This is a genomic window from Timaviella obliquedivisa GSE-PSE-MK23-08B (assembly GCA_019358855.1).
GTDB classification, from domain to species: Bacteria; Cyanobacteriota; Cyanobacteriia; order Elainellales; family Elainellaceae; genus Timaviella; species Timaviella obliquedivisa.
Genome location: JAHHII010000003.1, coordinates 193,425 through 213,402, shown reverse-complemented (window position 1 = coordinate 213,402; position 19,978 = coordinate 193,425). Strand labels below are relative to the sequence as shown.

Sequence of the window (19,978 nt, the reverse complement as noted above, 5' to 3'; positions counted from 1 at the left end):
TTGTAAAAAATAAGTTTAGAGATGGACTATGGAATCTGGGAAGGATTTGGGGCTGGAAGAGATTTTCGATCGCCTCGTAGAGCAATTGTTAAATGGGTTAAAGGAGGGCGAACATCTCAAGCTAGGACTCAAGGGCGAACAGAGTCAGTTTGTCCGGTTTAATAGAGCCAAGGTGCGGCAAGCAGGCTGTGTAGCAGATGGGCAGTTGAGTATGACGTTGATGCAGGATCAGCGTAACGGGTTTCGCAGCTTTCCCTTAACTGGCGATTGGGAGGTCGATCAACACCAGGCTGCCCTCGCTTTGACTGAACTGCGGCAAGAAATTCCGCAGTTGCCTGAAGATCCTCATTTAGTCTTGCCTCAAGGCACAGCAACGAGCCGCGAAAATCATATTGGAAAACTGCTGAAGCCTGAAGCAGTGGCACCTTCGCTATTGTCTGAAATGGCGGGAGTAGATTTTACAGGCATCTATGCAGGAGGTTCGTTGCTGCGGGCATATGCTGACTCGGCAGGGCAGAAGCATTGGTTTGGCACCGAGTTCTTCTCGGTAGATTATTCGCTGTTTACTGAAGATGGGCAGGCGGTAAAAGGAACTTTTGCGGGAAATGAGTGGGATGCTGCCGCCTACTCTAAAAAATTGGCAGAAGCGAAAAATCAGCTTGAGCGCTTGGCACAACCTCCTAAGCCAATTCCTCGAGGGCAATATCGCACTTACTTAGCTCCGGGGGCAGTTGCCGAACTCCTCTCAATGTTCTCGTGGGGCGGGGTGAGTGAAGGGTCATTGCAGCGAGGCGGTAGTGCGCTTGCTTTATTGCAGCGGGGTGAAAAGCAGTTCTCACCTCAGTTTCACATTACCGAGAGCTTTAAGCAAGGATTGGTGCCTCGATTTAATGAGTGGGGAGACATTGCGCCGATAGAGTTACCGTTGATTCAAGCGGGTAAATTGGTCAATACCTTAATTAGTTCTCGGACTGCCAAAGAATATGGCAAAGTTGCAAATGGCGCAACGGGTAGCGAGTCTTTGCGATCGCCCGAAATCCTTCCTGGCAATTTACCGGCGGAAAATATTCTCAAAGCGCTAGACACAGGACTCTATCTTTCCAATTTGCATTACTTGAACTGGAGCGATCGCCCCGCCGGACGGATCACAGGCATGACTCGCTACGCCTGTTTTTGGGTCGAAAACGGCGAAATTGTTGCTCCGATCGAAAACCTCCGATTCGATGAAAGCCTCTATCAATGCTTGGGCGATAACCTTATGGCGCTCACCGACTTCCAAGAATTTATTCCTGAAGTGGGTACTTACCATAACCGTAACCCGGGCGGCATGATAGTTCCAGGAATTCTAACCGAGGGTTTCACCTACACGCTTTGAAAACTTTTCTAAGCGGCTTCCGACCCGACCAACGGCAGATCGACCGTAAATGTAGTCTGCCCCTCAGCGCTTCTAACGGTGATTTTGCCCTGCAAGCGCTCTACCAATCCTTTCACCAGTGCTAATCCTAATCCAGTGCCCCCATGCTTCCAAGGGTCGCTGCTGGGGATACGGTAGAACTTGTCGAAAATGCGATGGTGTTCTTCGGGGGGAATCTCTACGCCTGAATTACTAACGCTAAGTCGCAGGCAATCTTTGAGGGCAAGCTCTTGCGGATGTCTCGAAGCGACTCCTTGCGGATGTTTTAAAGCGCTTGCTCTGAGCGTAGCAGGCGCTTGCACAGAAGAATACGTTAACGGGTCATGACTACTTTGTGAGCCGCCGTTCTCGCAGTTGTCTGCTGTCTCTTGCATGCCCTCGTTGTCGGTCATCTCAGTGACTCGTGCCGACATGATAATTTTTGATCCAGGAGGCGTGTACTTACAGGCATTATTCAGCAGTTCATTCAAGATGCGCTCTAGCTTAAAGAGGTCAGTCGTAAGCGTGGGTAAATGATCTGCAACCTCTAAGTAAAAAGCTTGCTCTTGACTATCTGCTCGTTCAATAAAGGGCTTTACCAATTTTGGTAACCATGCGTTCAAATGAATGGCTGTAGGGATAATAGGATCGTTCTTAGCGTTGAGCCGAGAGAGATCCAGGAGGTTGTTAATTAAGTTAATTTCTCGCTGTCCTTCTTCTTTCAAAATCTGGAAATATCGAGGAATAGCGCTAGATTCCGAGTCTAGTAAACCTAAGCGCTTCAGGTTGATTTCTAACATTTGGGTTGATAACTTAATGTTAGACATGGGCGTTCGTAGCTCGTGGGAAACGGTGCTCAAAAAGTCATCTTTAATGCGGTTTAGTCGCTCTAGTTCTTCAACAGCTTGCACCAGTTGGGCGGTACGATCGCTCACTTGCCCTTCTAAGTTAGCGTTAGCCGCCTCAATTTGTTCAAACGAAGCCGTTAACCGTTCTGCCATTTGGTTAAAGGCATGGGCAGTCACCTGCATTTCTTTGATAGGGTTTTGTTCGGGAATGCGTTGGTATAGATCCCCTTCAGCGATCGCTCGACTGGCTCGACTCAAGCGTAACAAGGGCTGAGCTACCCAGTTCGAGCCAATCACGCCTAACAGCAGGGTTCCCAGTACGGCTCCCGCACATAGCCAAAATGTGGTGCGGGTATTGGTATTGATTTGTGCCATAAAATCATTTTCGGGCACCACCACCACAATCAACCAATCAAGTCCTAGTTCATCTCGAAACGGCACAACTTTTACAAAATTGCGATCGCCATTATTAATAAAGTTCAGCCGCTGGTCGGCAATTACCCTTGTAAAGTCGCCGTAGCGTTTAATTAAAAACTGAGCCGTTGCCTTAATTAAGGGGTCACGACTATCTGCTGCATTAATTCGCTCTAACCTGACCGTATCGCCCTTCCCCTGAAAGCGATTGTACACAGGTTGAGATGCCGATGTGCCGACCAGTTTGCCGTCATCCTCTACCACAAACACTAACCCCGACTCGCTGACCTGCAAGTTTTTGAGGAATGCATTAATTTTAGAGAGAACTACACCTGCCGAAGCCACGCCCAGTAATTCGCCTGTTTCTGGATCGTAAATCGGAAAGCTAGCATTGAGCGATAGGTCTTGATCATCAGTCGTTTGAAAAATTTCACTCCAAGTTGGCTTGCGATCGGTGACTGCAGCTTCGTACCATTTCATCCTTTGCGCTGGCGGTCGGATAAAAGATTCGAGAAGCGCTCCGCGATCGCCCATTCCATTTAGCTTATAATCATAGACTTTGCCTTCATCCCATCCGTCCGAACTTTGTAAGCGCAACTCCCCCCGCCGATTGACCGATCGATAACTGCCTTGCTCAGTGCCAATCCAAATGCCGCTAACAGACTTAAACTGAGTCAACTGCGTAAATAAGTAGCGCTCCAGCGACGGCATATCTTGCAGGCTGAGTTGCCCTAATTGCACCGCATCATTACTAATACGAGTTGCTAATTGAGGGGCTGCCAAATAGGTTTTTAGCTCAAGCAGAATGCCAGAACTAATTTCATCTTGCAGTTTAGCGGTCAGTTCGTAAACAGATTTTTGGGCATTAAGCCAAGATAATCCACCAGTCAGTCCGGCAACAGCCACAATTTGTAGCAGAAATGGGACTGTCAGAAAAGTTTGTAGGGGAACTCTTCGAGAAATCCGAGAAATTAGGCGATTTAGAGGTTGAATAAGCATGAAATGGCTACTATTTCCTCCTACTAATGCAGTTAGTTCCTGGTTTCGTTTGATACACCGCCTAGAATTGAATTTTAGACTGGAATGGCTCTTTTTAAAATTTCTCGACCTGAGGAAAATTAGCTTGCGCGGTCGCTGCCTCGCCACAAGTGCGCGGTGTGGGAAATATTTTTCCTGGATTTGCTAGCTCCTTAGGATTGAAAACCTGCCGCACCCACTGCATCGTTTCAAGGTCTGTGGGGCTAAACATATTCGGCATGTAGCAACGTTTGTCTGCCCCAATACCATGCTCTCCTGAGATACTGCCGCCGACCTTAACACAGAGCTTTAAGATGTCACCGCCTAGTGCTTCAACCTGCTCTAATTGCCCAGGAATGGCGTTGTTGTACAGAATGAGTGGATGTAAGTTGCCATCGCCTGCATGGAACACATTGGCAACTTTATAACCGTGCTGTTCGCTCAGCGCCTCAATTTCTCTAAGTACATACTGAAGCTGCGTGCGCGGAATCACGCCGTCTTGAACATAGTAATCGGGGCTAATTTTACCCATTGCGGCGAACGCTGCCTTTCGTCCTTTCCAAAGGGTTAAGCGTTCTTGAGGTTCTATGGCAGTGGTAATTTGACGTGCGCCGTTTTGCCGACAGATGGTTGCGACCTGTTCACTGTTTGCCGCGACTTCTATCTCTGTACCATCAATCTCAATGAGTAGAATGGCGATCGCATCCCGTGGATAGCAATTCGTAGCCACCACATCCTCAACGGCATTGATGCTAAAGTTATCCATCATTTCCATGCCGCCCGGAATAATGCCTGCACTGATGATATCAGCGACCGCCTGCCCTGCGGCTTCCACGCTAGTAAAGTCTGCCAACAGCACATGAATTGCCTCCGGAGCCTTGAGAATTCGCAGCGTAATCTCTGTGGCAATCCCCAGGGTTCCTTCCGAACCCACAAAAACCCCCGTTAGGTCAAACCCTGGCATCTCAGCAATTTTGCCACCCACATCGACGATCGCGCCATCGGGCGTAACAATCTTTAGCCCCAAAACGTGATTGGTGGTCACGCCATACTTCAGGCAATGAACGCCGCCAGAATTCTCTGCGACATTGCCGCCAATAGAACAAATAATCTGGCTAGAAGGATCAGGCGCATAGTAGAAGCCGGAGCCGCTGACGGCTTGGGTAACCCAGTTGTTAATCACGCCAGGCTGCACTACGACTCGCTGATTAGCAAGATCAACTTCTAAAATTTGCTTCATCAACGCTGTCACAATTAACACGCAGTTTTCCACAGGCAATGCGCCCCCCGATAAACCCGTTCCGGCTCCACGAGCAATAAAGGGAACGTTGTGGCGATCGCAAATTTTCACGACTGCTGCTACTTGTTCGGTTGTCCGGGGCAGCACCACCACCTCTGGACGCTGCCGATAGCTGGTTAAGCCATCACACTCATAAACCAATAGCTCTTCTCGCCGCTTCACCACCCCACTTTTTCCTAGAACTCCCTCAAGTTCTCGAATAATGGGGAGCCAATCACGCTGGCTGCTGCGAGCAGGATCGAGAGTCATCATAAAGAGTGCCGCTATTAGGTTTAGATTTTGAGCATAGCAGACCTAACTAGATCAACAGTTAGACTATTCTCCAATTAGTCAGCATACTCTAAAAACGTCTGAACTCTGCCATCTGGCTCTAGCACCACGCGGATTTGGGGCTGTTGATCACCTGTAGTAGGTGAAACAAACGGCTCACCCAATAGAGGCATATTGGTGCGATCGAGGAAGTTTGCAGAATCATCGCCCAACGGTAGAATCCTTTGCAATGAACCATCTGGATTGAGCAATAGTCGATACTCTAATGTTTCGACTAACCCTTCTGGCGGCTGCCAATTTTGTTGGAAATAAGTTTTTACCTCGTCTGCTTGATTATTAGAAGCAGGAGTTGCCGATCGCCCATTGGCACTTAATGGACTACTTAATGCACTCTCAGGTTCAGGTGGGGCTAAACCCGCTGAGGCTAGCTCATTGGTAAGGTTACTAGACTCTGGGGACGGCTGAGGTACTGCCTGGGAAGCGCTATCAAAACCCTGTGTCCCTTCTAACCGAGGCGGGGCTTCCGTCGTGGGAGCTTCAAGAGGACGACTAGGAATTTCTGGAAAGCTGGGCTCCCCAGGAATTTCAATAGTATTGGGCTGCACTGGCACCGTTTCTACAGGAGCAGATGGGGCGGATGAGAGAGGCGGAGCCGAGGCTGCACCGGGCACTGGAGCCGGAAAAACAGTTGTTCCAACAGGCGGCAAGGGTACAGCCGGTTTTAGAGGAGTCAAAGTTAGAGGGGGTGGCGTTGTCCCTGGAGATAAGGGTGCAGGCAAATCTCCTGATCTTGGAGCCGTGCTAATTTCTACATCTTTAGTTGAAGCGGTCGTCGCCATCTGAGGCGCAGAAAGATCGGTAACAAACTTCACGATTGGCACCGAAACCCCCACGACAAGTACCGCCGCCACCGCCACCTGCTTCCAACTCGTTGGAGCAAGTTTCAACCAGCGCGATCGCCCCAAGCTGGGTAAAGTCAATGCCTCAGCATGGTATTCATCTAAAGCATTTGCCAAATCAAACAACTGCAAAGTCGTTAAAGGAATGACCGTTGCTTCTTCGCTTGCCAGAGTGCCCAGGTGCAACTCGTGTCTTAACCTGCCTTTGGGCTGAAGATTAATTTTCGCCTCATGCAAATGACCCGCTGAACCATTTTCCTCTACCCAATGGCTTGCACTCAATTGGCTGGCACTCAATTGGTCAATGGGTTCATGCTGCCTCAGCGCTTCTAGGGGCTGAAGCAAAATTGTTTGTACGTAGCTTGAAACTGCTTCCCAAAGTGACTCAAGCTGATTGCGATCGCCCCGAATTGTCATCTGCTGATCTGAAGTCAGGGTGGGATCATCAAAACTCAACTCAAACCGCAAATTCTTCAGCACTGCCTGGTCAGTCCAACGCGACAGCGCCGACCCGATCGCCGCTATTTCAAGGGTACAAGTTGGAGGAGTATATCGCCGTAGAACAGATGATGACATAAGAATTCAAAAGAAATTAGTGAGTTGCCCGATCTATCAAAGCTAACCACAGCCTCCTGGCTCCACTCGGAGAACTATAAAATAACAAATCAATTAATAGCCTCAGCGCTAACTGCGTTAATTGAGCCTGAGAGGTATTCTCCTGTTCCTCCATTCGCTCTTGATACACATTACTAAAGCGATCCAAATAATCTCCCAACAATGCCACCTGATGTGGCTCCCGGTTCTGCTCCGTCAACTGCTCTAGCAATGCCACCGCCCGCCGAATTAACTCCTGCTGCTGCTTTGCCAAATGACAAATGATTAAGACTAGCGATCGCGCCTCCTCCACATCCAACCGTTTCCGCCCCTGCCCCTTTCGCAGTGGGCTAGACTGCCGCAGTCGCCAGAGCGCCACTCGATCTGCCACCACAGCCTCCAAATTCAACTCTGTTGCCGCTTGCAGAATGGCTTCAGAGCCAATGTTGACCAGCGCCTCTAGTGCCAGCAGCACCAAATCGAGTTGCGCCTTAATATTATCAAGCTGACTGGGGTCAGGCTGTCCTGCGAGAGGCAGCATTTCCAAATCAGGTTGGGCGGAAGGCTTAACAGTGGACATAATTCCAGGATAGACAATGGGGCAAAATTAAAGCAGGCAGTTACGCGAATTGAAACAAGAAATCTTAGAGCCGGACTTCACCGACTGGGACTTCACTAACTGAGACTTCATCAATCGGACTAGGACTTAATTAATACTTCATTCACTCAGTATCAACAGTAAGCTATCACTCCTCGGTACAGGATGGATTGCCTAGGAAAAAGTTTCGATTCCACTAGACATATCAAATCCGGCAACCCTTTATTTGGTAAGATTTGTAAAAAAATCATAAGGATAAATTAATATGACGAATTCTCTAGGTCGAGTCAACCGCTCAAGAACAGGGCTATCCCATCTACTCCTATCCTGCCTGCTGGGATTAGTGCTAGTAGCAGGACTGTGGACTGTAAACATCCCCAATGCCCTTGCTACAGGTGTCTACAGTATGCCTAACTTAAAAGCAGGTGATCCGACTTGGGTACTCGATCAAGCAGGGGTGTTTAGCCGCCTCACCCAAGGAGAATTAGCTACCAAGCTAGAGAATTTAGCCAAGGCGACGGGCGATGAAGTCCGCTTAGTGACCTTTCATCGCCTAGACTACGGCGAGACCGTTGAAACCTTTACCAATGAGCTTTTTCAGAAATGGTTTCCTAACTCTGATGAGCAAGACCACCAATTGCTGCTCGTGCTAGATAATGTGACCAACTCAGTTGCTATCAAAGCAGGTGAGGCAGTGCAGGCAAATCTTCCGTTAGAAACGGCAGAGAGCATTGCCCAAGAAACCCTAATGGTGCCCTTGCGCGATGGCAATAAGTATAACCAGGCTTTTTCTGATGCCAGCGATCGCCTCATTGCCGTTCTCACCGGAGAACCTGACCCAGGCCCTCCCGTTGTCATTGACACCACCAATACCGAAGGCACCTTTGCCACTGCCGAAGAAACCGACGATCGCAGCGCCACCATTTTGGTCGTAGTACTGTTAGCCCTGGCTACCATTATCCCCATGGCAACTTATTACATCTATCAGGCGATTCAATCTTAAGCACTCAAAGATACGTCACCCTCTGCACCTATAATGATCTCTGAAGGGCAGACTGAAGCTCTGCGCTTATATGAGGCAATTAGAAACTAAATTTCCAATCTGATTTATAGCTTTTTAATTGATTCCTAGCGGGTTTAGGGGTAACAGTTTATGGCAGTGAGCAGAAGCAGTCGTCGGACAAGAACCCCGATTGCTGCTACCGAAAATACAAATGATGCAGGCAAGGTAGGTCAAGTGGAGGGAACTATGACAGAACAAATTGCAACCGGCGATACCAAAGCAGGCAAACTAGACCTGGCTCAAAAACCAGAATCCAAAGCCGCAACAGCTAAGGCTAAAAGCGAAATTCAAGTTAGAACGGCGGGTCAAATTGCCGAGCGTCCTGTCGGCGCAGATACCTTTGAAATTGCCGAGACGTACTCTGAAGCGGGCATTCGACCTATCGGCGTGAGCCATTTAGAGGTTTTCGGCACTATTCTCAACGGTCGCCCGATCACTGCTAGCCATCTTCATGTTATGGACTATGCCCTTCCTGGTCATCGTCCCGTCTTCGCCGATGCCATGACGTTCCGCGATGATTTGACCTTGCCGGGTGGTCGACCTGTCGTCACTAGCAGCCCTAAGCTTTTAGAAGCCAGTATGTTACCCGGTGGTCGCCCGATCGCCTCTAATGATGTAGACGACAGCGAGACTCTAATGGGTTTCTTAGACTAGAAGTTAAACTAAGAAGTCTTGTGGGGCATTGCTAACTCGTGGTGTGAGGCAATGCTCACTGCGGCTATGAATTCGTTTAAAGCCCCTTTCCTTTAGGAAAGGGGCTAGGGAAGAGGTGTATCTCGCTGCGTCGGCAACCAAACCGAACCCCTATACTCTTCCTGAAAAAGGCGGGGCAGGGTTGTTTCGTCGTCGAGGAAGGAAACCTAAAAAGCCCATTCTTTCGTCAATAGGCTGATTTGGATCTACCAGAAAGTGAGGGAAATAGTAGGGTTTCACTTTTCCTCTAATGAGCATGAAACCATGCTGCTTCCCAAAAAAGGCAGGGGAGTCAGATTTTCATGGTTTCATTCAGCAAAGCCGAAAATCTTTCCATACATTGTGCTGGTTTAGATCGATCGCAAGAGGTTTGTCACATATTTTTAGGTTTGTAGGATTATACAGATGGGATCATCAGTCGGGTATAACCTGGTAGAACCTGGTCTAAAATTCCATGATGCGACAAGAGAGCCACCAGCGGCTCTCTTGTCGTTTAGAACTTATACCAATGCTGGCACTGGGATGTTTAAGTGAGGATATAGCGGAAAGCGATCGCACAGTCTGGCTACACGTTGTCTACAGTCTTGCGCCACTACTTCATCTTCTGGGCTAAGAAGGCGATCGCTAATAATATTTGCAATCTCCGTAAACTCAGTCGTTCCCATTCCCCGAGTCGTCATTGCTGGTGAACCTAAGCGTAACCCACTGGTGACAAACGGCGATTCAGGATCAAAGGGAACCGTGTTTTTATTCGCGGTAACGTTAATGCCACTGACCAGTTGATCGGCTCGTTTACCTGTCATGCCAATGGACTGTAAATCAACCAACATTAAGTGGTTATCGGTGCCGCTCGAAACAATCTTCAAGCCGCGATTTTGTAGTTGAGCCGCCATGACTCTAGCGTTCTCAATCACCTGTCCAGAGTAGATTTTAAACTCTGGTTTAAGTGCTTCTCCAAAAGCAACCGCTTTCCCCGCGATCACGTGCTCTAGAGGACCGCCTTGGCTACCCGGAAACACAGACTTATCGAGCTTTTTGCCTAGCTCAACGTCGTTGGTCATAATCAAGCCACCGCGAGGCCCGCGCAGGGTTTTGTGGGTTGTTGTGGTAACGACATGGCAATGGTCGATCGGGCTAGGGTGATGCCCAGTGGCGACTAGTCCAGCGATGTGCGCGATGTCTGCCAGGAGATAAGCGCCAATTTCATCGGCGATCGCCCTCAGTTTATCAAAGTGAATGACTCTGGGGTAAGCCGAGTAGCCACAAATTAGCAGCTTGGGGCGGTGCGTCAGTGCCAGTTCGCGGATTTGGTCGTAATCTAATTGCTGCGTTTCTTGGCTAACGCCATAGTGACATGCCTTAAACCATTTACCCGATACGTTGACTGGAGAGCCGTGGGTGAGGTGTCCACCGTGGGACAAATCCATGCCCATGATAGTGTCGCCGGGTTCGAGGAGTGTGAGGAAAACGGCAAAATTGGCTTGTGCGCCAGAATGGGGCTGCACGTTGGCATGAGCAGCGCCGAATAGAGTTTTTGCCCGATCGATCGCTAATTGTTCAACCTGATCGACAAACTCGCAGCCACCGTAGTAGCGTTTTGTGGGCAGCCCTTCGGCATACTTATTGGTCAGGACAGAGCCTTGTGCCGCCATCACTGCTGGAGACGTAAAGTTCTCGCTAGCGATCAACTCTAAGTGATCACGCTGGCGCTTAAGTTCGTGTTGCATCATTTCTGCAACAGTTGGATCGGCTTCTGATAAAAAGTCTAAATGAGTCACAAACAAACTCCCAGGAAATCAATGAAGGTGAGCAGTTGGGGTAATGGCGGGGTTTAGCGCTCATTTATCATAGCGCTGGGACTCCTTCTCTTTGAATTCTGGCGAAAATTTATCGAGGAGTTCATACTTTAGTGGGGCGCGGCGGGATAAAGTCCTGTTGTTCTCTTCAGATTGATGGTTTCTCAGGCGCTTTTACTGCAAAGCTCGCTCTGAAAGCGATACCGATCGCCCCGTTGATAAGATCTGTCGCGATCAAAGCAGCTTTTGTGCAAGGGAATTTTATGAATGGCGCGCCTTCTATAGGATCTATCGCGATCGCAATAACTTTTATACAAGAGAATCTTACTTTTATACAAGAGAATCTTATGAGTGGGGCGACGTTAGTTGGATTTGGGGCGATCGTAGGGGCTTTGGGGTAGCTTTGGCTCGGTTCCAACGTGAGAAATGTGCCATTCGCCCCTACAGGGTATTGAAGGGATAGGGGCGAATGGCGATTCGCCCTCTCCTTGGGATATTTTATTTCCCCACAAGTACCTTAGGGAGTTGCAATTAAACGCCCCGAACCACCCCCTAAATCCCCCATTCTGGGGGACTTCCGAACCTGTCAAAGTTCCCCAGAATGGGGGATTTAGGGGGCTGATAGGTCAATGCATCCTATTGGGGTTTTATTTTCACGCAACTCCCTTACAGAGTCATCCTCCATCGCTCTCATCTGCTGCTGCAACTCCTCGATCTGCTGCTGCATCTGCTTAAGAGATTGGTGCATTTCGGGCAAGCGATTGTAGATGGCTGAAGATTTTAAGAACGTCTTGTAGGGCGTGGCTGGGTTGCCCATCATCACCGCGCCCGCTTCGACGTTGCCATGAATGCCCGCCTTTGCCCCCGCCTGAGCACGATCGCCAATATAAGCCAAGTTTGCCGCCCCTACCTGTCCACCCAAAATCACGCCCTTACCTGTTTTGACACCTCCGGCTAAACCCACTTGTGCCGCCAATGCACAGCTTTCACCAATGTGACAATTGTGGGCAATGTGGACTAAATTATCGAGTTTGGTGTCGCGGGAAATCCGGGTTTCACCGACGGCTGGACGATCGATCGCCGAGTTACAGCCGACTTCTACTTTGTCTTCTAAAACGGTGTAGCCCGACTGCTCCATTTTGACCCAGCCTTGACTAGTCGGGACAAAGCCGAAACCTTCAGAACCAATCGCCGCGCCGCTGTGAATCACGCAGTCTGAGCCAATTTGGCTGCGTTCGTGAATGACGCAGTTGGCATGAAGGAGAGTGCGATCGCCAATTTGCACGTCAGGATAAATCACGACGTTGGGATGAATACAGACCCCGTTGCCTAAGGTCACGCCTGCCTGAATGACTGCGTGTGCTCCGATAGAAACTTCTGCACCAATTACTGCTGTGGGGTCAATGATGGCAGTGGGATGAATGCCAGGAGCAGGACGGAAGGGCGTGTAGAAGAGGGCGATCGCCTGGGCAAACATCAGCCGGGGAGCCGCCACGCTGACCCAAGCAATGCCCCGTTGAGTGGCTTGGATTTGAAAGGGCTCGTGCTGCGGCAAAATTAAGGCGCTGGCACTAGTCTTATTGATTTGTGCCGCAAACTTACCCCCTTCGATGTAGCTGAGAGAGCCAGAGGGCGCAGATTCGACTGGCGCAGCGCCTGTTAGATCGGGATCGAGATCAGGGTGAGAAGCTAGGCTCGTTTGATTAGCTTCTGGCTGATTGGCTTTTGGCTGATTGGCTTCTAGCTGATTGGCTTCTAGTTGAGAAATGAGTTGGCTAAATTTCATCGTTTACGCCTCGTCGCGCACCAGGAATGCCACACATTCTACATGGGCAGTTTGGGGAAAGAAATCGGCTGGGCGAACGCGGCTGAGTCGATAGCCACCCTGACAGAGAAGCTTGAGGTCGCGGGCGAGAGTGGATGGATTACAGCTAACGTAAACAATTTGGGCAGGAAGCAGAGTCAGCAACGTGTCAATGACTTGACGATCGCATCCTTTGCGAGGCGGATCAAGCAAGACAATATCGGGCTGCACCTCTAACTGAGCCAGCAAAGTCTCTACGGTTCCTGTTTGGAAAGTGGTGTTCGTAATGCCATTTAACTCGGCGTTGACTTGCGCTTGCTCAACTGCCTCTGGCTGAACTTCTAAACCGATCGCCTGTCGAACTTGCTTTGCCAGCGGTAGGGTCAATGTTCCGATCCCACAGTAGGCATCTACCAGGATTTCGTGACCTTGAAGATTTAGCTCAGCCGCGATCGCCAGCAGCAGCGCCTCCGCTTGCTCGGTAAAGACTTGAAAAAACGTCGTCGGCTGAATTTGAAACTTTAGTCCAGCAAACTCTTCTTGCAGATAAGATTGCCCAGCGATACAGCGGGTCTCTTTGCCAAAAATAGCGTTGCCGCGATCGCGGTTAATATTTACCGAAATACCCACCAATTCTGGATAACGCCCCAACCATTCCTCAGCCTGCTCATCAAGTCCAGGCAAGTTGCCATCCGTACTCACCAACGTCAGCAAAATTTCGCCCGTTCGTCGCCCAATCCGTAGCCCCAAATGACGCAATTTACCCCGATGCTGTTCTTCGTTATAAATCGACCAGCCCCGCTTATACAAGTCTTGCTTTACTTCTGCCAGCAAAGGATTGAGCCGCACATCCTGAATCGGACATTGATTCAAGTTGATGAGTTGATGTGTGCCTTTTTGGTAGTATCCCGCCTGCACTTGCTTGGTTGCCGATCGCGCTAAGGGATATGTGACCTTGTTACGGTAGCCAAACCCCATTTCTTCTAGGCTTGTTGCTTCTAGAATTGATAGCAGGGCATCGACAGGCGGATTGCTGAAGCCGCCAATTCGTTCCAAGTCTTGCATCACCAGATTGCGCTTTGCCTCGCGCTGATAGGCATAGTCAATGTGTTGCCACTGACAGCCGCCACACTTGTCGGCAACAATGCAGCCGGGGCGAATGCGATGGGACGATGGCTCTAAAATTTTGTGGAGTTTGCCATAGGCATATTGGGGCTTGACCCGCACTAAGCGAACGCTAATGCGATCGCCCACTACCGTATCAGGAACAAAAATCACCCGCCCTTCCCAACGACCCACCCCGTCGCCGCTGTTGCTCAAATCGTCGATCGTTGTTTCTAGCAACTGTCCTTGTTGCCAAGGATTCATAGATTCTTCTAAAATAGTCTTCTCTGGAGGGGTTTCTGCCGTAGCGATCGCAGTCCCTCCATGCATTTCATCCTTTTCACCTACGTCCAAATTCTTCTCTTCATTGCTTTCATTGCCACTAATCATCCCGTTCCCCTTCCCTCTTTGCTAGGAGATCATAGCAACTCCATGAAACTCTTGTTCGGAATAGCGGTTGATTCCCCTACAATGAGGACGTTATTCGTAACGAAATAATGATTATGCGGGTAGTAGCTCTTATTCCTGGTGGAGTTGGCGAACAGATCCTTTTCTTCCCAACCCTAGATGGTCTTAAACAGAAGTATCCCGATGCCGAGATTGATGTGGTGGTGGAGCCAAGGGCAAAAGCCGCCTATCGGGTATCTAAGTCTGTGAACGATGTAATTACGTTTGACTTCAAAGACCGGAGCAGCCCTGCCGATTGGGCAAATTTGCTGGGGGTGATTCGCGATCGCTACTACGATGCCGCTCTATCTTTGCGCCAGAACTGGGGAACCGGATTGTTGCTTTGGCTGACTGGCGTTCCCACCCGGATTGGCTCTGAGGGCAGCGCAGGCAAGTATTTCCTCACTGATATTGTTCCTTTCAACGCTGAACAGTACAGTGCCCAGTCTAACTACGATTTGCTCCAAGGCGTTGGCGTTGAAGCAGCTTGCCCTCCCGTTTCTATTAGCGTTCCTAAAAGCGATCTTGATTGGGCTGAAGCTGAGCAAAAGCGTTTAGGCATTAAGGGATCAGGCTATGTGTTGATGTATCCTGGCAAAGGTCTGCTGGCAGACGGTGAAACCAGTTATCCGGTTGCCAACTGGCTAACCATTATTCAAGATTTTCAGCAAAAACAGCCCGACATGCCTCTAGTACTAGTTAAGCAAACAGAGGACTTAGAGACGGTGACTGCCCTGACTCAGGCTGTGCCTAGCCTGAAGGTGACGAAGCCCGCAGATGTCGGCAAACTGTCGGCAATAGTAGCTGGCGCAAATTTAATGATTTGTCCCAACAGCGTGCCGATGCACTTGGCGATCGCCCTCCAAGTCTATACTCTTGCCCTCTTCGGTTCTTCCTCCTCTTCCCAGTTTCTTCCCCAAAGCGACAAATTTATCGCCATCCAATCTCCCCGTCGCAGCATCGCCGATATCCAACCGGATCAAATTTTGCAAAAGGTTTGGGGAGGTTAATAGCGTGGACAAGCGAAACATGCGTGCTTTCGCAATTCTGGCGATTTTCTTCAGCATTGTGGCAAGCTTGGTCGGTTGGGCTGTTTCGAGTCAGGCAGCTAGGGCACATCGAATTAGCCAACTTTTAGGCAGCAAAGACTGCTCCAAGTGCGATTTAGATGGAGCCGACCTCACTAAAGCCAATTTGCAGGATGCCAACCTAGAAGATTCTAGTATGAGAGGCGCTAGCTTATCTGGGGCAAGTCTCAAAGGTGCTAGTCTAATTCGGGCAATTCTGAGCGAAGCCAATTTAACCAAGGCAGATTTGAGCGGTAGCATTCTCACAGAAGCAATTTTGAACGGCGTTAAACTTAGGCAAGCAAACTTAAGCGAAGCTCAACTGAGTAAAGCTTACCTGGGCGATAGCAATCTAGAAGATGCCACTTTCGATAATGCCGACTTGCGAGGAGCCGATCTCTCTCGGGTTAATCTGTCGAGGGCGCGTTTGCGAGACACGAACCTGGGAGAAGTGAACTTGAGTCGGGCAGATTTGCGGCGATCGGATTTACGGCGAGCAGATTTGGGCGATGCTGATTTGCGAAATGCCCGGTTTAATGGCGCAGACTTAACGCGGGCCAATTTATCGAGGGCTGATTTAACCCGGGCTGATTTGCCAAGAGCAATCTTGAAAGACACCAATTTTAGTGATGCAGACCTGAGTAGTGCAAATTTGACTGGCGCTGATTTAAGTAATGCCTATATGGGCGAAGTTGATTTGAGCAATGCTAACTTAACCGGAGCGAACCTGAGCACGGTTAACTTAAGTCGAGCGAACTTGACGGGAGCAAACTTGACGGGAGCGAACTTAACGGGGGCAAACCTGCGCCGAGCAGTCTTGACCGGGGCAAATTTAACAGGCATTGATATGGCGACAATTAAGTTGTGCAAGACGACGTTGCCCGATGAAAAGGTCACGAATCGAGATTGTCAGTCTTAGTAAACTTGTAATAGCAGCAGGATCGATTTATGAAGGGGCGATTACTGGGCTTATTGATAGGACTCTCTTTGCTACCGATGCCTAACGGGTTGGCGCAATTACCGTCTCTTAGCATCGGGGCTGACTCTGCGCCAATGACACCAGAGGGGCAACTCACTTTGGGGATTCAACGCATTCAGCAAGGACAGTTAGACCAGGCGATCGCTGCCTTTCAGCAATCGGCGACCCTCGACCCCAGCTTTGCTCCTGCCCACTACAATTTGGGGCTAGCCTACCGCCAGCGCGGTCAGCTTCAAGAGTCGGCAAGCTCCTTTTACCAAGCCATTCAGTCTGATCCGAATATGGCGTTGGCATACGCTAACTTGGGGGCGGCGCTACTAGAGGGCAGCAACGTTCGGCAGGCAGAAGAATATTTGCAGCGGGCGATCGCCCTTGATCCTGACCTGGGTTTAGCGCACTACAACCTGGGCTTAACGCAGCAACAGCAGGGCAACACAGAAGGGGCGATCGCTGAATTTCAGCAGGCAATTCAACTGAGTCCTAACGCTCCGGAGCCAGCATTTCATTTAGGGCAAATTTACTGGCAGCAAGGAAAGAAAGAGGAAGCGATCGCTGCCTTCCAAAAAGCAGTCACTATTAGCCCCAAATACCCAGAAGCCCACTACAGCATTGGCTCTATTCTGCTACAACAAAACCAGCCTGACCAAGCATTAGCAGCATTTCGGCGATCGGCAGAAGCCAACCCTGATTATGCCAATGCGTACTATGGTGCGGGGCTAGTCTTTATGAGCCAAAAGCAGTACGCCGATGCTCAACAAGTGCTTCAATATGCGATCGATTTATTCATGGCACAGAACAATTCCCAATGGGCAGAGAATGCAAGTCAATTATTACAACAAGCGCAAAACCCAAGTTCTTAGCATCTCTGTCAACGGTGAGGAATCCTGTCAATATGGATAAAGTTCTCTACCCGATCGCTCCATCATGCTTTGTCTCCGCCTGGTCGCTTTCTGGCTGGTTCTCATTCTTTCTACTTGCCCTCCTGCCTGGGCAGATTGGACAAATCCTTTGTCTTATAGCAATGCCTCGCTGCCGAAACACGACTTTTCGGGGCAAGAAATTCAAGGCTCAGAATTTTCTAACGCTCACTTAGAGCAAGCAAACTTTACAGGTGCCGATGCCAGGGGTACCGTTTTCAGCGCCTCTACAATGACGCAGGCAAAGCTCCACGGTGCAGATTTGACCAATGCGATGGCAGATCAGGTTAACTTCACAGGGGCAGATTTGAGCGATGTTAACTTTACTGAGGCAATTTTGCTGCGATCGACCTTTAAGAATGCTGATATTGCAGGAGCAGACTTTAGCGATGCTATTTTAGATGGTGCACAGGTAAAAGAGCTATGTCAGCGAGCAGAGGGAATCAATTCTCAGACAGGAGTTGAAACCCGTGAGTCGTTAGGATGTCCTTAATAAGCAAGCAGAGAGCTAGTACCTAGAAGCTATCGATTAACCTACGAGTTGTCGAGTCTCTAATCATTGAGTCCTAATTTCTATGGGCGATACTGGATTTGAACCAGTGACCCCATCCGTGTGAAGGATGTGCGCTACCACTGTGCTAATCGCCCTTACTCAAAATATATTAGCCTAGATCTGAAAAAACTTTGCGTTGAGTTAGCAATTGGGTAAATTTAGCAACTGGGTAAACTAATTCGGGCAATAGGTGCGAAGCCTTGCCGAATGCGTAGAAGGAACTAATAAGAGGCGATCGCTCCTCATCTAGATGAAGAAACCGTTAAAACAACCATTAACTTTTAGCTAATCGTTCAAGGCAAGGTAGGGTTAAAATCGGCGCTTTAACACCAGCAATATTTTGGTTTCTGACCGGATGTTGTTGAATAGAAATTGGATCATGATTTAGCCCTTCACCGTGTTCCTCCTGTCTTTTGCTAATCCACATTGTTAACTATCTGAGAAATTTGAGATTACGTAATGAAAAATAAGATGACACTTCGCTTTAAGCAATGGGCAGCAATGGGCACAACAGCGATCGCCCTTAGTCTCTGGGGCAGCCCAGCCTCAGCCGATCCCTTCCGCACTGCTAACCCCCGTGCTGTGGGCGAGAAAACTGAAGCAGCGTTCAAAACCCTCTTTCAACAAGGTAACTATGTCAAAGCTGCCGAACTTCTAAAAACGGCTGAAGACACCGAGCCACTGGCATTTGCTTTGAAGGCTGCGCTGTCATTTGTTAACAAAGATACTGCGGCAATGGGACAAAATGCCACTTTGACTCGCACCACTGCCGAAAAGTTGGTACAAACTGATCCCTTACGAGGTCACTTGTATATGGCGGCTGGACATTTTCTAGAGGGAGCTTACACGCTTTCTACTGAAGGGACAGTGCGATCGACTCCAGCCGTTCTAGGTCAGCTTCAGAAGGTGTTTGATAATCTGAAAGAAGCCGAAAAAATTGCGCCCAATGATCCCGAACTGAATCTCATCAAAGGGTATATGGATTTGATGTTAGCGGTGAATTTACCCTTCTCCAATCCTGATCAAGCCATTACACGCTTACAAAATGCCAACCCTACTTACCTGGCACAGCGAGGCATTGCGATCGGGTACCGAGATTTGGGGCGTTCTCAAGAAGGCATCGACACTCTGGCTCCGCTGATTCAACAAAACCCAGATAACCCGGAGTTGTACTACCTTAATGCTCAGTTACTGCGGCTGAAGTCAGATAAACTTCAGGGCGAAGAGCAGCGGAAAGTTCAGCTTGAAAGCATTAAATCCTTCCGAGAAGCCTGGAAGCGCAAAAGTACTTTGCCAGGGAGCTTGGTCGAACAACTCGATCGCGAAGGCTGCCGAACATTTCAGTCGTATCGGGGTAAGAACCCTAACGTCTGTAGTCAAAATGACTCGATTAACTGGGAAGGCAACCCTCGATAAGGGCTCAGATTCTAGCTTGTAGAATCATGGCTTAATGACTCATAAGGCAGCCTAATCAATTAAGAGCCTCTCTGCTAGACACGGAGAGGCTCTTGAGTCAGGTTAGGGTGTAGGAGTGGATGGCTGAGTTGGTGTAATAGGTAGAGGAGCCGATGAGGGACTGGGGCTAACTTGAGGCGTGATGGGTTCAGGAGGAGTCGCTTCAGGAATAGGCGCTGACCCGTCAGGGGCTGCGGGTAAGCCGTCTTGTTCAGGATCGGTAGAAGCAATGCAACTTCTCAGGGCTCTATTAGTGTTGTAGTCAATTTCGGCAACTAAGCCGACTACACATTCTGAAAAACGAACTGGCAGAAGGCTGCGACGGCAATGGTCAAGTACTTCTGTTGCAACTGCACCTTCTCCTGGATTAATGCTAACGACACAGGTTGATAGTTCTAAAGGACGACGCACTCGTCGACAGCCTGACAAAGCATCAGAGGCAGCTATGGAGGTTTGTCCTCCAATTTCACCCACACAGGCTGCTAAATCACTTGGTCTGAGCGCGGCAGAGCAAGCTGCTGCAACTTGTGCGTCTGCAATGCCAAGGTCGCGTAGGGCTGCTGCACAGGTTTGGTAGCCGTTATCGAGTCTGGCGGAGACAGGCTGTATAGGTAGACCCATGGTCAGGAGTCCGGCGATCGCGACTGGAGCCGTAGCAAGACGAAGCAGAGAAGAGATGGAATGATGCATGGCAGTTTAACGCAGAGTAATGGGCATATCAGGATGGATGTAAAACAGTCAAGCTAATTATGCTGACTTTATCGTCA

General features: G+C 49.4%; 16 protein-coding genes and 1 tRNA gene. 8 read left to right on the top strand and 9 right to left on the bottom strand.

From position 1 onward, the window contains the following. Positions 1-28 precede the first annotated feature (28 nt). On the top strand, positions 29-1,375 hold the full coding sequence (locus KME11_06890) for a TldD/PmbA family protein (protein MBW4514935.1): 1,347 nt from the start codon (positions 29-31) through the stop codon (positions 1,373-1,375). An 8-nt stretch (positions 1,376-1,383) separates the two neighbouring features. On the opposite strand, the gene KME11_06885 is transcribed toward KME11_06890, so the two are convergent. From KME11_06885 to KME11_06870, 4 genes are all read right to left on the bottom strand, one after another. Then, positions 1,384-3,654 carry a HAMP domain-containing protein gene (locus tag KME11_06885; GenBank protein MBW4514934.1) on the bottom strand — a complete coding sequence of 757 codons (2,271 nt, stop codon included), beginning with the start codon at positions 3,652-3,654 and terminating at the stop codon, positions 1,384-1,386. A gap of 94 nt (positions 3,655-3,748) precedes the next feature. Beyond that, positions 3,749-5,221, bottom strand: coding sequence for a glycolate oxidase subunit GlcD (gene glcD, locus KME11_06880; GenBank protein ID MBW4514933.1), 1,473 nt, complete (start codon positions 5,219-5,221; stop codon positions 3,749-3,751). 77 nt (positions 5,222-5,298) lie between these two features. Then, on the bottom strand, positions 5,299-6,717 hold the full coding sequence (locus tag KME11_06875) for a DUF4335 domain-containing protein (GenBank protein ID MBW4514932.1): 1,419 nt from the start codon (positions 6,715-6,717) through the stop codon (positions 5,299-5,301). Positions 6,718-6,733: 16 nt separating this feature from the next. Then, positions 6,734-7,315: a DUF3038 domain-containing protein gene (locus KME11_06870; GenBank protein MBW4514931.1), complete on the bottom strand. Its 582-nt coding sequence runs from the start codon at positions 7,313-7,315 to the stop codon at positions 6,734-6,736. Between the two features lie 283 nt (positions 7,316-7,598). Here KME11_06870 and KME11_06865 point away from each other — a divergent pair, with 283 nt between their 5' ends. Together KME11_06865 and KME11_06860 are read left to right on the top strand one after the other, a co-directional pair. Then, a complete protein-coding gene (locus KME11_06865; GenBank protein MBW4514930.1) occupies positions 7,599-8,336 on the top strand; it encodes a TPM domain-containing protein in 738 nt (245 codons plus the stop codon). A gap of 150 nt (positions 8,337-8,486) precedes the next feature. Further along, positions 8,487-9,050, top strand: a complete 564-nt coding sequence (locus tag KME11_06860; GenBank protein MBW4514929.1) for a hypothetical protein — start codon at positions 8,487-8,489, stop codon at positions 9,048-9,050. 539 nt (positions 9,051-9,589) lie between these two features. On the opposite strand, the gene KME11_06855 is transcribed toward KME11_06860, so the two are convergent. From KME11_06855 to rlmD, 3 genes are all read right to left on the bottom strand, one after another. Next, positions 9,590-10,873, bottom strand: a complete 1,284-nt coding sequence (locus KME11_06855) for a serine hydroxymethyltransferase (GenBank protein ID MBW4514928.1) — start codon at positions 10,871-10,873, stop codon at positions 9,590-9,592. Between the two features lie 622 nt (positions 10,874-11,495). After that, a complete protein-coding gene (gene lpxD, locus KME11_06850; protein ID MBW4514927.1) occupies positions 11,496-12,671 on the bottom strand; it encodes a UDP-3-O-(3-hydroxymyristoyl)glucosamine N-acyltransferase in 1,176 nt (391 codons plus the stop codon). Positions 12,672-12,674: 3 nt separating this feature from the next. Further along, positions 12,675-14,057, bottom strand: a complete 1,383-nt coding sequence (gene rlmD / locus KME11_06845) for a 23S rRNA (uracil(1939)-C(5))-methyltransferase RlmD (protein ID MBW4514926.1) — start codon at positions 14,055-14,057, stop codon at positions 12,675-12,677. Positions 14,058-14,296: 239 nt separating this feature from the next. Here rlmD and KME11_06840 point away from each other — a divergent pair, with 239 nt between their 5' ends. The 4 genes from KME11_06840 to KME11_06825 all read left to right on the top strand — a co-directional run bounded on the left by KME11_06840 (position 14,297) and on the right by KME11_06825 (position 17,696). Next, complete coding sequence (locus tag KME11_06840) at positions 14,297-15,250, top strand: glycosyltransferase family 9 protein (protein MBW4514925.1); 954 nt, start codon at positions 14,297-14,299, stop codon at positions 15,248-15,250. Between the two features lie 19 nt (positions 15,251-15,269). After that, a complete protein-coding gene (locus KME11_06835) occupies positions 15,270-16,226 on the top strand; it encodes a pentapeptide repeat-containing protein (GenBank protein ID MBW4514924.1) in 957 nt (318 codons plus the stop codon). Between the two features lie 29 nt (positions 16,227-16,255). Further along, positions 16,256-17,146, top strand: coding sequence for a tetratricopeptide repeat protein (locus KME11_06830; protein MBW4514923.1), 891 nt, complete (start codon positions 16,256-16,258; stop codon positions 17,144-17,146). Positions 17,147-17,210: 64 nt separating this feature from the next. Next, on the top strand, positions 17,211-17,696 hold the full coding sequence (locus KME11_06825) for a pentapeptide repeat-containing protein (protein MBW4514922.1): 486 nt from the start codon (positions 17,211-17,213) through the stop codon (positions 17,694-17,696). An 83-nt stretch (positions 17,697-17,779) separates the two neighbouring features. Here KME11_06825 and KME11_06820 read toward each other — a convergent pair. After that, a tRNA-Val gene (locus KME11_06820) sits at positions 17,780-17,851 on the bottom strand. 364 nt (positions 17,852-18,215) lie between these two features. Here KME11_06820 and KME11_06815 point away from each other — a divergent pair. Further along, entirely contained in the window at positions 18,216-19,172 is a 957-nt protein-coding gene (locus KME11_06815) for a hypothetical protein (protein MBW4514921.1), read from the top strand. 102 nt (positions 19,173-19,274) lie between these two features. Here KME11_06815 and KME11_06810 read toward each other — a convergent pair whose 3' ends face one another. Further along, complete coding sequence (locus KME11_06810; GenBank protein ID MBW4514920.1) at positions 19,275-19,901, bottom strand: hypothetical protein; 627 nt, start codon at positions 19,899-19,901, stop codon at positions 19,275-19,277. Positions 19,902-19,978 lie beyond the last annotated feature (77 nt).

Excerpts from the sequence above, each read along its gene's own strand:
- KME11_06890 (MBW4514935.1), top strand. The coding sequence starts at position 29 with ATGGAATCTGGGAAGGATTTGGGGCTGGAAGAGATTTTCGATCGCCTC.
- KME11_06885 (MBW4514934.1), bottom strand. The coding sequence starts at position 3,654 with ATGCTTATTCAACCTCTAAATCGCCTAATTTCTCGGATTTCTCGAAGA.
- glcD (MBW4514933.1), bottom strand. The coding sequence starts at position 5,221 with ATGACTCTCGATCCTGCTCGCAGCAGCCAGCGTGATTGGCTCCCCATT.
- KME11_06875 (MBW4514932.1), bottom strand. The coding sequence starts at position 6,717 with ATGTCATCATCTGTTCTACGGCGATATACTCCTCCAACTTGTACCCTT.
- KME11_06870 (MBW4514931.1), bottom strand. The coding sequence starts at position 7,315 with ATGTCCACTGTTAAGCCTTCCGCCCAACCTGATTTGGAAATGCTGCCT.
- KME11_06865 (MBW4514930.1), top strand. The coding sequence starts at position 7,599 with ATGACGAATTCTCTAGGTCGAGTCAACCGCTCAAGAACAGGGCTATCC.
- KME11_06860 (MBW4514929.1), top strand. The coding sequence starts at position 8,487 with ATGGCAGTGAGCAGAAGCAGTCGTCGGACAAGAACCCCGATTGCTGCT.
- lpxD (MBW4514927.1), bottom strand. The coding sequence starts at position 12,671 with ATGAAATTTAGCCAACTCATTTCTCAACTAGAAGCCAATCAGCTAGAA.
- rlmD (MBW4514926.1), bottom strand. The coding sequence starts at position 14,057 with ATGAATCCTTGGCAACAAGGACAGTTGCTAGAAACAACGATCGACGAT.
- KME11_06840 (MBW4514925.1), top strand. The coding sequence starts at position 14,297 with ATGCGGGTAGTAGCTCTTATTCCTGGTGGAGTTGGCGAACAGATCCTT.
- KME11_06835 (MBW4514924.1), top strand. The coding sequence starts at position 15,270 with ATGCGTGCTTTCGCAATTCTGGCGATTTTCTTCAGCATTGTGGCAAGC.
- KME11_06830 (MBW4514923.1), top strand. The coding sequence starts at position 16,256 with ATGAAGGGGCGATTACTGGGCTTATTGATAGGACTCTCTTTGCTACCG.
- KME11_06825 (MBW4514922.1), top strand. The coding sequence starts at position 17,211 with ATGCTTTGTCTCCGCCTGGTCGCTTTCTGGCTGGTTCTCATTCTTTCT.
- KME11_06815 (MBW4514921.1), top strand. The coding sequence starts at position 18,216 with ATGAAAAATAAGATGACACTTCGCTTTAAGCAATGGGCAGCAATGGGC.
- KME11_06810 (MBW4514920.1), bottom strand. The coding sequence starts at position 19,901 with ATGCATCATTCCATCTCTTCTCTGCTTCGTCTTGCTACGGCTCCAGTC.